Source organism: Brachybacterium tyrofermentans, from assembly GCF_039526165.1.
GTDB lineage: Bacteria > Actinomycetota > Actinomycetes > Actinomycetales > Dermabacteraceae > Brachybacterium > Brachybacterium tyrofermentans.
Window position 1 is genome coordinate 53,135 of sequence record NZ_BAAAIR010000048.1, and the last position, 11,359, is coordinate 64,493.

Genomic DNA, 11,359 nt, shown 5'->3' on the forward strand with positions numbered 1-11,359 from the left:
CGTGGGCCGCGGCGCACGGCCTCACTCGGAGAGCAGGGCCGCCACACGGTCGATGCCCTCGGCGAGCTCGTCATCGTTGAGGGCGTAGGAGAACCGCAGGTGCCCGGGAGCGCCGAATGCTTCGCCCGGGACCGCTGCGACCTCGGCCTCCTGCAGGATCACGGCGGCCAGCTCGACCGAGGTGGAGACCGTCGTGCCGCGGATCTCCCGTCCCAGCGCGCCGGAGACGTCCGGGAAGGCGTAGAACGCGCCGGTGGGCGTGGGGACGGTGAAGCCCGGAACGGCGGAGAGCTTCTCGACCATGGTGCGTCGGCGGCGGTCGAAGGCCTCGCGCATGGCGTCGACCGGCTCCATCGGCCCGGTCACCGCGGCGATCGCGGCGCGCTGGGCGATGTTGTTCACGTGCGAGGTGAGGTGGGACTGGAGGTTGCTCGCCGCAGCGATGACGTCCTTGGGGCCCACCATCCAGCCCACGCGCCAGCCGGTCATCGCGAAGGACTTCGCCACGCCGCCCAGCAGCACCGTGGTCTCCGCGAGCTCGGGGACCTCGGCGAGGATCGACGTGAACGGCACCCCGTCGTAGGTGAGGTGCTGGTAGATCTCGTCGGTGACCACCCAGATCCCGTGCTCATGGGCCCAGCGGCCCACCTCGCGCAGCTGCTCCGCCGTGAGCACCACGCCCGTCGGGTTCGAGGGGGAGCAGATCAGGATCGCGCGGGTGCGCTCGGTGCGTGCCGCCTCGAGCTGCTCGATCGTGGGCACGTAGCCCTGGTCGACTCCGGCCAGGACCGGCACCTCGGTGGCCCCCGCCAGGCGGATCGCCTCGGGGTAGGTGGTCCAGTACGGGGCCGGCAGCAGGACCTCGTCGCCCGGGTCCAGCAGCGTTGCGAAGGTCTGGTACACGGCCTGCTTGCCGCCGTTGGTGACCAGCACCTGCGTCGGCTCGATCGCGAGCCCGGTCGACCTCGAGACCGTCTCGGCGAGGGCCAGACGCAGCTCCGGAAGGCCACCGGTGGGGGAGTAGCGATGGTTCGCCGGGACGGACGCGGCCTCGATCGCGGCGTCGACGATGTGCTGCGGCGTCGGGAAGTCGGGCTCGCCGGCACCGAAGCCGATCACGGGACGGCCGGCCGCCTTCAGAGCTTTCGCGGTGGCGTCGACCGCGAGGGTCGCAGAGGGAGCGATCGAGCCGATCCGCGTCGAGATGCGGGCGCGCTCGGCGGTCTGGGCGGTGCTGGTGGCGGGGGATGCGTCGTCGGTGGTCACCCGCCTATCGTGGCAGAGGTCTCGTCTCTCTGCCAGATCGACCCGCCAGCGGACACCTGCTCCGGGCGATCGGCCCGCGTGCGCAGCCTGACGGGCTGTGAGCGGCTCGGAACGCCCTAAGGGAGGCCCAGGACCGCCGAGAACTGCCCAGAACAGCCCAGAACAGCCCAGAACGGCCCAGGACAGCCCAGGGCAGCTCAGAACGGCGAGAACAGCCCAGGAAAGGCCAGAAACGCCGGAAAAGGCATCATGTGAGGTCCCAGGGGATCGCGATGCGGACGTCGGACGGTCTCGGAGGGGGTACTCTCGACTCCGGTCGGCATCGGGCAGGTCCCAGGGCCGTGCAGGAGTCGATGTGATCTGCCGCCAGCGGATTCGCACCAGGTCCTCACGGCTTGTATGCTGGTCGCTGGTCAGAAGAGCGGATGTCGGCAACGGCTCCGCAGATCAACCTCTCGAGGGTTCTCCCTCGTGAAGGGCAGTGGCGCAATTGGTAGCGCAGCGGTCTCCAAAACCGCAGGTTGCAGGTTCGAGCCCTGTCTGCCCTGCCGGTCCGATCGGGTTCACCCGATCGGATGCGGTTGACCTCGACGAGATCGGACAGCTCAGACGTGAATTCCAGCCAGAACGCCCCGTCGACGCCCACCAGTGGCGAAGCGCCGGGCACCGGGTCCCGGAACCCGTTCGTGGCCATCGGTCTGTTCGTCCGCCAGGTCATCGCAGAGCTCAAGAAGGTCGTCGTCCCGACCCGCAAGGAGCTGGTCTCGTACTCGGCCATCGTCCTCGCGTTCGTCATCGTGATGATCCTGTTGATCTTCGGCCTCGACGCCGCATTCAGCTGGCTGTCCCGGATCGCTTTCACGGATCCCGGCGCGGGACTCTGAGTCCGGCCGTGCCGTCGTACGCCGCACCGTGCCCGATCAGTCCCACAGCCGCCAGGAAGGCAGGTTCCCGCTGATGAGCGATCAGACCTCATCCCCCGAAGAGCCCTACCAGGACGTCGACGACTCCCTGTCGTTCTCGTCGTCGCCCCAGGCCGAGACGGCGGCACCCGAGGGTGCCGCGTCCGACCTCGAGTCGCAGAGCGCCGAGGGCAGCTCCCTCGAGGGCGCCGATGACGTCGAGCAGGCAGATTCCGAGCAGACGGACGATGCCGAGCTGACGGACTCCGCCGAGCAGGGCGACGATGCCGAGCAGGCCGACGACGTGGAGCCCTCCACCACGGAGGCAGGCGATTCTGCCGCCGTCGAGGCCGACGACTCCGAGGGCGTCGAGCCCGCAGACTCCGACGAGTCCGGCGATTCTGAGGAGTCCGACGACTCCGAGGAGGACCCGCTCCTCCAGCTCAAGATGCACCTGCGCTCCGCGCTCGGCGAGTGGTACGTCATCCATTCCTACTCCGGTCACGAGAACCGCGTGAAGACGCAGCTCGCGACGCGTACCGAGACTCAGGACATGGAGGACTACATCTTCGAGGTCCAGGTCCCGATGGAGGACGCGACCGAGGTCAAGAACGGCCAGAAGAAGATCGTCCGCCGAGTGCGCATCCCCGGCTACGTGCTGGTGCGCATGGACCTGACCACGGAGTCCTGGCGAGTCGTGCGCGACACCCCGGGTGTGACCGGATTCGTCGGCAACGCCACAGAGCCCACCCCGCTGAACTTCGACGAGATCTACTCGATGCTCGAGCCGTCCGTCGGCCTGCCCGAGAAGAAGCGCTCCACCGGGGGCACCCCGGCGAAGTCGACCGCACAGAAGATGCCCGACTTCCAGGTCGGTGAATCCGTCACGGTCATGGACGGGCCCTTCGAGACCATGCCGGCCTCGATCTCCGAGATCCACACGGAGTCGCAGAAGCTGCAGGTCCTCGTGTCGATCTTCGGCCGCGAGACTCCCGTCGAGCTCGCCTTCGATCAGGTCGCCAAGATCTGATCCCCCAGAACTGATCGGCGCCGCGGCCTTCGGGCCGGGGGAATACGACCAGGATCACCCTTGATCCCGGTCGACGCCGACGCGACGTGCAGGTAGCGTCGCATCGGACCTGTTTCCGCCTTCGGGCGACTGAGGTCCTGCAGTGGGAGGAACGCATGATGAGTTCTGCCCGAACCACGACAGAATGAGGAAGAGCAATGGCTCCCAAGAAGAAGATCGCGAGCGTCATCAAGCTCCAGATCCAGGCCGGCCAGGCCACACCTGCGCCGCCCGTGGGTCCCGCGCTCGGCGCTGCCGGCGTGAACATGATGGAGTTCGTGAAGGCCTACAACGATCGCACCGCCGATCAGCGTGGCAACATCGTCCCGGTCGAGATCACGGTCTACGAGGATCGCTCGTTCACCTTCATCACGAAGACCCCGCCGGCCGCTGAGCTCATCAAGAAGGCCGCTGGCCTTCAGAAGGGCTCCGCGACGCCGCACACCGACAAGGTCGGAAAGATCACCCAGGCTCAGGTCCGCGAGATCGCGGAGACGAAGATGCCTGATCTGAACGCGAACGACATGGAGGCCGCGTCGAAGATCGTCGCCGGTACCGCTCGTTCCATGGGCATCACGGTGGAGGGCTGACGATATGGGTTTCCGTAGCAAGGGTTACAAGGACAACGCTGCCAAGATCGAAGAGGGCCGCGCGTACGCGCCGCTGGACGCTCTCCGACTGGCGCAGAAGACCTCTCCCGCGAAGTTCGACGCGTCCGTCGAGGTCGCGATGAGCCTGGGCGTCGATCCCCGCAAGGCGGATCAGATGGTGCGCGGCACCGTCAACCTGCCCAACGGCACCGGCAAGACGGCCCGCGTGATCGTCTTCGCGACGGGTGCGCAGGCCGAGGCCGCTCTCGAGGCAGGCGCCGACGAGGTCGGCGACGACGAGCTCATCGAGAAGGTCGCCGGCGGGTGGACCGACTTCGACGCGGCCGTGGCCACGCCGAACCTGATGGGCAAGGTCGGCAAGCTGGGCCGCGTGCTCGGCCCCCGCGGCCTCATGCCGAACCCGAAGACCGGCACGGTCACGATGGACACGGCCAAGGCCGTCTCCGACATCAAGGGCGGCAAGATCGAGTTCCGCACCGACCGTGCAGCCAATCTGCACTACATCGTCGGCAAGGTGTCGTTCTCCGACCAGCAGCTGGCCGAGAACTACGTCGCCGCGCTCGACGAGATCCTCCGTCTGAAGCCGTCCTCCTCGAAGGGCCGCTACATCGAGAAGATCACCGTGTCCACCACCATGGGCCCGGGCATCGCGATCGACGTGAACCGCACGCGCAACCTCCTCGAGGAGACCGACGAGGCCTGATCCTCAGCGGTCGCCTCCGGCGGTGCATCTCGACGCCCCGTCCACCTCACGGTGGGCGGGGTGTCGTCGTGTTCGAGCTGAGCGGTGCCGCGTCGACAGTCGCGGGCCGCGCACCAGCTACGGGCCGCGTCGACCGCTACGGTGGCCCGGTGATCGATCTGCTCTCACTGACACGCACCCACCTGACCGCGGAGCACCTCGTGCTCTCAGCGGGGGAGGTCCTGGCGCGGTACGACCACCTCACCCAGGACTCCGGCAACATCTCCTGGCTGGTCAGGACTGGAGAGGGCGACCTCTTCGTGAAGACCGCGGGGACCCACGCGCCGCCACCGGCCGGCGCTACGGTTCAGTATCTCGACCACGCCGGTCGCGTCAGGCTGCTGCGCTCCGCCGTGGAGCTCGCACGCAGCGTCGAGCATCCGGTCCTCGCCCGCCTGCGCTCGGTGATCGAGACGGCGGACGGCCCTGCCCTTGTCTACGATCGGGCGCCGGGTGAGCTGGTCGGCGTCCCGTCCGCGCAGCGCGAGGATCCGACGTCGCCGTACCGACGCTTCGCCACCGCGTCCGCCGAGCTGCGGCTGGAGGTCCTGGACCAGCTGCTCGACGCTCACGTCGCGCTGGAATCGGCCGGGTGGGTGGCCTGCGACCTCTACGACGGCTGCCTCATGGTGGACCTGGCGGCGGGGCGCCTCACCCTGATCGATCTCGACACCTATCGGCGCGGCGCCTCCGTCAACGACATGGGCCGCATGTTCGGGTCGAGCCGTTTCATGGCTCCCGAGGAGTTCGAGCTGGGCGCTCCGTTGGACGCACGCACCACCGTGTTCACCCTCGGGCGGCTGGTGCGCCATGTCGGGACCGGACTGACCGAGGATCTCGCGCAGTTCTGCGGGGGAGCGGAGGCGGCCGAGGTGGTCGACCGCGCGACGCGGCCGGTATGCAGGGAGCGCTTCGGCACGGTCCGCGAGTTGGCTGCGGCCTGGTGTGCTGCCCGTCGCTCCGCCCGCTGAGAGGAGGGCGACGGAGCGATGAGGCTGAGTGCTCGCGCCCGGGTGCCCAGATGTGACACAGACCGCCGGCTCTCCCATGGCGTCGGACCGCTTCTGTGGTCTACTCTGGACATACCGAAGACCGCCGGTTGTCGCGCTCGACCCCGAGAGCGACCGAAGAGATCCCGTCAGGGATGGCCTGCGCAGGTGAAGAAGCGACTGTCGTACGGTCGCCCCAGTCCGGCCCCGGCCGGTGCCCTCCGGGGTATGGGGATCTCGTGCGATCGAGGCCTCGACACTTGCGTGTCGAGGCCTTTCCTGTGTCCAGGACTTCTTCACCCGGTGGCGAGAGACCTCTGGAAGGAGGGCCATGGCTAACCCCGAAAAGGTTGATGCCGTCTCGGAGATCGCGGACCTGTTCCGCGAGTCCGACGCCGCTGTCATCACCGAGTATCGCGGGCTCAGCGTGGGGGATCTCAAGGAGCTTCGCCGCTCGTTGGGTTCCGAGACCACTTACGCCGTGGTGAAGAACACGCTCACCGAGATCGCCGCCCGCGAGGCCGGCATCACGGCCTTCGATGGCACGCTCAGCGGTCCGACCGCTATCGCGTTCATCAAGGGTGAGCCGGTGGGGCCCGCCAAGGCCCTGCGTGACTTCGCCAAGACCCACGAGCAGCTCGTGATCAAGTCCGGTTACTTCGAGGGCACTGTGCTCTCGAAGGAGGACGTCCAGAAGCTTGCGGACCTCGAGTCCCGCGAGGTCCTGCTGGCCAAGGCCGCCGGTGCCATGAAGGCATCGATGTCCAAGGCCGCCGCCACGTTTGCGGCGCCGCTGTCGAAGGCAGCACGCACCGTGGACGCGCTGCGGGCCAAGCAAGAAGCCTGAGGATCCGAGGCTCCGGCCTCACTCCTCACGGCCTCGGCGCTGTCCCCCGGAATCCCTCATGGGAGACCGGACTGCTAGACCAGGCGCGTGTGCGCCACCGATACCGCAGGGACCCAGGTCCCGACCATAGGAAGGAACGCCACCATGGCTAAGCTCAGCAACGACGAGCTCATCGAAGCTTTCAAGGAAATGTCCCTCATCGAGCTCTCCGAGTTCGTGAAGCAGTTCGAGGACGTCTTCGACGTCACCGCTGCTGCCCCCGTGGCCGTCGCCGCTGCCGGCGGCGCCGCCGGTGGCGAGGCTGTCGAAGAGGAGGAGAAGGACGAGTTCGACGTCGTTCTCGAGTCGGCCGGTTCTGCGAAGATCGCCGTCATCAAGGAGGTGCGCGGCCTCACCTCCCTCGGTCTGAAGGAGGCCAAGGCGCTCGTCGACGAGGCTCCCAAGGCTGTCCTCGAGGCTGTCAAGAAGGACGACGCCGAGGCTGCCAAGGCGAAGCTCGAGGAGGCCGGCGCGACCGTCTCCGTCAAGTGATTCGTGGCGCTCGCCCCGGTGAGCGCCCCGCTTGATGGCAGTCGCACTGCTCCTGAAGGGCCGTCCCGCATCTGCGGGACGGCCCTTCTGCTGTCCCCGGGTGTCTCTGCTGCCCCGGGCGACGTTGCCGTCCCCGGGTGTCTCTGCTGTCCCGGGCGTTGAGAATCGGCACGTGTCCGCCGACGGGGAGGCCCCGCCGTGACGAGCGGTACCGCCCAGAGCGACGCAGGGCGATGTGTCCTATGCCGCAGACCGTCATCCTCGACGCACCGGCCAGCCCACAGCCGGAAGATCCGAGGCGACGCGCCTGGCGCTCCGCCGGCTCCGGGGGAGCGGCACGGCGGCATCGATGCCGCCGGCAGCACCTCTCGACCATCGCCCGGGACGACGTCGGGCGGCCCGCGGATCCGTCAGGAGACCGGCGAGGGCGACCCGTGAACAGCGCTGCGACGTGCCGCGACACCCCGGGGAGAGCCCCCAGTGCTTGACTCCGGAGGAAATTCCGTCCATCCTGTTCGGCGTACGGAGCTGTTCCTGCCGCATGTGTCCCGCTGAGCCGAGCTCGCGAGGGCCGGTCGAGCCAGACGGGCAGGAAGCACCGGCAGAACTTCTACGCCAGGCATATATCGGCCGACGTGGATGGACTCGTCGCATCGCGACTGTTGTGTCCATCCGCGTATTTGTGTATGCTCGTTCCTTGCGCTGTGCGTCGCCCGTGGGTTCTGCTGTCCTGACAGTCTGTGCCTGCTCCATAACCCTTGACGGGTGTTCGCCGCGCCTGGGATTCCGTCATCGGCCTGTGGAAGGACCCCCCTTGGCTGCCTCGAGCACCGATCGCACTACTGACATCGCACTTCGTACCGCCTCTCCTCGCGTCACCTTCGCGAAGCTCGGCGACCCTATCGACGTACCTGATCTGCTGAGTCTGCAGACCACCTCGTTCGACTGGTTGCTGGGCAATGATCGCTGGAAGGAGCGTGCCGAGGAGGCCGCTTCTGACGGGCGCGAGGATGTTCCGCAGACCTCCGGTCTCGCAGACATCCTCGAGGAGATCTCCCCGATCGAGGACTTCGCCGGCAATATGTCGCTGTCCTTCCGGGATCACACCTTCGACGACCCGAAGTACACGGTCGAGGAGTGCAAGGAGAAGGACCTCACCTACGCAGCTCCGATGTACGTCATCGCGGAGTTCATGAACAACGAGACCGGTGAGATCAAGACCCAGACGGTCTTCATGGGCGAGTTCCCGCTCATGACCGACAAGGGCACGTTCATCATCAACGGCACCGAGCGTGTCGTCGTCTCCCAGCTGGTCCGCTCCCCGGGCGTGTACTTCGAGGAGAGCATCGACAAGACCAGCGACAAGCGCATCTTCAGCACGAAGGTCATCCCGTCGCGCGGTGCCTGGCTCGAGTTCGAGGTCGACAAGCGCGATCAGGTCGGTGTGCGCATCGATCGCAAGCGCAAGCAGTCGGTCACGACCCTGCTGCAGGCCCTGGGGCTGTCCCACTCGGACATCCTCGAGGAGTTCGGCGAGTTCGAGTCGATGCGTTCCACGCTCGAGAAGGACCGCGTCTCCTCGCAGGACGAGGCGCTCATGGACATCTACCGCAAGCAGCGTCCGGGCGAGCCGCCCACGCGCGATGCGGGCGAGGCCATGCTGAACAACCTCTACTTCAACGCGAAGCGCTACGACCTCGCGAAGGTCGGCCGCTACAAGATCGGCAAGAAGCTCGGTCTCGAGGGCAGCCTCTCCGAGTCGACCCTCCGCCTCGAGGACATCGTCGCCTCGATCAAGTACATCGTCGCGTTGCATGACGGCGTCTCGGAGTACTCGAGCAAGGATGGCAAGGTCGTCCGCGTCGAGACCGACGACATCGACCACTTCGGCAACCGTCGCATCCGCGCCGTGGGCGAGCTGATCCAGAACCAGGTCCGCACCGGCCTGTCCCGCATGGAGCGCGTCGTCCGCGAGCGCATGACCACGCAGGACGTCGAGGCGATCACCCCGCTGACGCTGATCAACATCCGTCCCGTCACCGCGGCGATCAAGGAGTTCTTCGGAACCTCCCAGCTGTCGCAGTTCATGGACCAGAACAACCCGCTGTCGGGCCTGACGCACAAGCGTCGTCTCTCGGCACTGGGCCCGGGCGGCCTCTCCCGCGACCGCGCCGGCATGGAGGTCCGTGACGTCCACCCGTCTCACTACGGCCGCATGTGCCCGATCGAGACCCCTGAGGGTCCGAACATCGGTCTGATCGGCTCGCTGGCGACCTTCGCCCGCATCAACCCCTTCGGCTTCATCGAGACGCCGTACCGCAAGGTCGACAAGGGCCTCGTCACCGACGAGATCGTCTACCTCACCGCGGACGACGAGGATCGCCACATCATCGCCCAGGCCAATGCGAAGATCGGCGATGACGGCCGGTTCGTCGAGGAGCAGGTGCTCGTGCGCCTCACCGGCGGCGAGCCCGACCTGGTCGATGCGGCCGACGTCGACTACATGGACGTCTCCGCACGTCAGATGGTCTCCGTCGCCACCGCGATGATCCCCTTCCTCGAGCATGACGACGCCAACCGTGCGCTGATGGGCTCGAACATGCAGCGCCAGGCCGTGCCGCTGCTCAAGGCCGAGATGCCGCTCGTCGGCACCGGCATGGAGCGCCGCGCAGCTGTCGACGCCGGCGACGTGGTCGTCTCGTCGAAGGCCGGTGTCATCGAGGAGCTGTCCGCGGACCTCATCGTGGTGATGGCCGACGACGGCACCCGTCAGACGTACCCGATCGGGAAGTTCCAGCGCTCCAACGCCGGCAACTCCTACAACCAGCGCGTGCTGTTCGACGAGGGCGACCGCGTCGAGGCCGGCTCCATCCTGGCCGACGGTCCCTCGACCGACCAGGGCGAGCTCTCCATGGGCAAGAACCTGCTGGTCGCGTTCATGTCGTGGGAGGGTCACAACTACGAGGACGGCATCATCCTGTCCTCGCGCCTGGTCCAGGACGACGTCCTCACCTCGATCCACATCGAGGAGCACGAGGTCGACGCCCGCGACACCAAGCTGGGTCGTGAGGAGATCACCCGGGACATCCCGAACGTCGGCGACGACGTGCTGGCCGACCTCGACGAGCGCGGGATCATCCGCATCGGCGCCGAGGTCAACCCCGGCGACATCCTGGTCGGCAAGGTCACCCCCAAGGGCGAGACCGAGCTGACCCCGGAGGAGCGCCTGCTGCGCGCGATCTTCGGCGAGAAGGCCCGCGAGGTGCGCGACACCTCGCTGCGCGTTCCCCACGGCGAGACCGGCACCGTCATCGGTGTCCAGGTCTTCAACGATGAGGAGGATGGCGACATCCTCCCCACCGGTGTCAACGACATGGTCCGCGTCTACGTGGCCCAGAAGCGCAAGATCACCGATGGTGACAAGCTCGCCGGCCGTCACGGCAACAAGGGCGTCATCGCGAAGATCCTGCCGGTCGAGGACATGCCGTTCCTCGAGGACGGCACCCCGGTCGACATCATCCTCAACCCCATGGGTGTGCCCGGTCGTATGAACATCGGCCAGGTCATGGAGACCCACCTCGGGTGGGTCGCCAAGGCCGGCTGGGATCTCGATCCGACCGACCCGAGCGCCGCCGAGCTCCCCGAAGGCGCTCTGCATGGCGATCCCGGCACCCCGGTGGGTGTCCCGGTCTTCGACGGCCTCTCGGCCGAGGAGGTCACCGGACTGATCGCCAACCACCGCCCCAACCGGGACGGCGTGCGGATGGTCAAGGAGAACGGCAAGGCACAGCTGTTCGACGGCCGCTCCGGCGAGCCGCTGCCGGAGCCGATCTCCGTGGGCTACATGTACATCCTGAAGCTCCACCACCTGGTGGACGACAAGCTGCACGCCCGCTCGACCGGCCCCTACTCGATGATCACGCAGCAGCCCCTGGGCGGTAAGGCCCAGTTCGGCGGCCAGCGCTTCGGCGAGATGGAGGTGTGGGCCCTCGAGGCCTACGGCGCCGCATACGCCCTCCAGGAGCTCCTGACGATCAAGTCCGACGACATCGCCGGACGCGTGAAGGTCTACGAGGCCATCGTCAAGGGCGAGAACATCCCCGAGCCCGGGATCCCGGAATCCTTCCGCGTGCTCCTCAAGGAGATGCAGTCCCTGTGCCTGAACGTCGAGGTCCTCTCCTCCGACGGCACGGCCCAGGAAGTTCAGGAAGGCGATGAGGAGGTCTTCCGCGCTGCGGAGGAGCTCGGCATCGACCTGTCCCGCCGGCCCCACGAGGGCGTCGGCTCCATCGAAGAGGTCTGAGGGACGCGGGCTCGGGCGGAGGGGAGCAGTCAGACCCTGCTCCCCTCGCCCTGAGCCCCGCCCTCGACCCCCGTTCCCTCAGACACCACTCTTCCGATC

The 11,359-nt window shown here is 67.4% G+C and carries 9 protein-coding genes and 1 tRNA gene; 9 read left to right on the top strand and 1 reads right to left on the bottom strand.

The annotated features are described in order from the left end of the window. Window positions 1–21 precede the first annotated feature (21 nt). Entirely contained in the window at window positions 22–1,266 is a 1,245-nt protein-coding gene (locus tag ABD093_RS16405) for a pyridoxal phosphate-dependent aminotransferase (RefSeq protein ID WP_193116773.1), read from the bottom strand. A gap of 475 nt (window positions 1,267–1,741) precedes the next feature. On the opposite strand from ABD093_RS16405, the gene ABD093_RS16410 reads away from it, so the two are divergent. From ABD093_RS16410 to rpoB, 9 genes are all read left to right on the top strand, one after another. After that, a tRNA-Trp gene (locus ABD093_RS16410) sits at window positions 1,742–1,814 on the top strand. Window positions 1,815–1,877: 63 nt separating this feature from the next. Next, window positions 1,878–2,150 carry a preprotein translocase subunit SecE gene (secE, locus tag ABD093_RS16415; protein WP_193116774.1) on the top strand — a complete coding sequence of 91 codons (273 nt, stop codon included), beginning with the start codon at window positions 1,878–1,880 and terminating at the stop codon, window positions 2,148–2,150. Window positions 2,151–2,223: 73 nt separating this feature from the next. Beyond that, window positions 2,224–3,198 carry a transcription termination/antitermination protein NusG gene (gene nusG / locus ABD093_RS16420; protein ID WP_193116775.1) on the top strand — a complete coding sequence of 325 codons (975 nt, stop codon included), beginning with the start codon at window positions 2,224–2,226 and terminating at the stop codon, window positions 3,196–3,198. Window positions 3,199–3,395: 197 nt separating this feature from the next. Further along, the gene (gene rplK, locus ABD093_RS16425; protein ID WP_193116776.1) at window positions 3,396–3,827 is read left to right on the top strand and encodes a 50S ribosomal protein L11; all 432 of its coding nucleotides are present in this window, start codon (window positions 3,396–3,398) and stop codon (window positions 3,825–3,827) included. A 4-nt stretch (window positions 3,828–3,831) separates the two neighbouring features. After that, complete coding sequence (rplA, locus tag ABD093_RS16430) at window positions 3,832–4,551, top strand: 50S ribosomal protein L1 (RefSeq protein ID WP_193116777.1); 720 nt, start codon at window positions 3,832–3,834, stop codon at window positions 4,549–4,551. A gap of 149 nt (window positions 4,552–4,700) precedes the next feature. Continuing rightward, window positions 4,701–5,561 (top strand): serine/threonine-protein kinase, encoded by an 861-nt coding sequence (locus tag ABD093_RS16435; protein ID WP_193116778.1) that lies wholly within the window; start codon window positions 4,701–4,703, stop codon window positions 5,559–5,561. Between the two features lie 349 nt (window positions 5,562–5,910). Further along, window positions 5,911–6,426 carry a 50S ribosomal protein L10 gene (gene rplJ, locus ABD093_RS16440; protein WP_193116779.1) on the top strand — a complete coding sequence of 172 codons (516 nt, stop codon included), beginning with the start codon at window positions 5,911–5,913 and terminating at the stop codon, window positions 6,424–6,426. A gap of 144 nt (window positions 6,427–6,570) precedes the next feature. Beyond that, window positions 6,571–6,957, top strand: coding sequence for a 50S ribosomal protein L7/L12 (gene rplL, locus ABD093_RS16445; protein ID WP_193116780.1), 387 nt, complete (start codon window positions 6,571–6,573; stop codon window positions 6,955–6,957). Window positions 6,958–7,771: 814 nt separating this feature from the next. Then, complete coding sequence (rpoB, locus tag ABD093_RS16450; RefSeq protein WP_193116781.1) at window positions 7,772–11,260, top strand: DNA-directed RNA polymerase subunit beta; 3,489 nt, start codon at window positions 7,772–7,774, stop codon at window positions 11,258–11,260. Window positions 11,261–11,359: the final 99 nt, after the last annotated feature.

Bases quoted from the DNA above. Each gene is read 5' to 3' on its own strand.
- nusG (WP_193116775.1), top strand. From the start codon at position 2,224: ATGAGCGATCAGACCTCATCCCCCGAAGAGCCCTACCAGGACGTCGAC.
- rplK (WP_193116776.1), top strand. From the start codon at position 3,396: ATGGCTCCCAAGAAGAAGATCGCGAGCGTCATCAAGCTCCAGATCCAG.
- rplA (WP_193116777.1), top strand. From the start codon at position 3,832: ATGGGTTTCCGTAGCAAGGGTTACAAGGACAACGCTGCCAAGATCGAA.
- rplJ (WP_193116779.1), top strand. From the start codon at position 5,911: ATGGCTAACCCCGAAAAGGTTGATGCCGTCTCGGAGATCGCGGACCTG.
- rplL (WP_193116780.1), top strand. From the start codon at position 6,571: ATGGCTAAGCTCAGCAACGACGAGCTCATCGAAGCTTTCAAGGAAATG.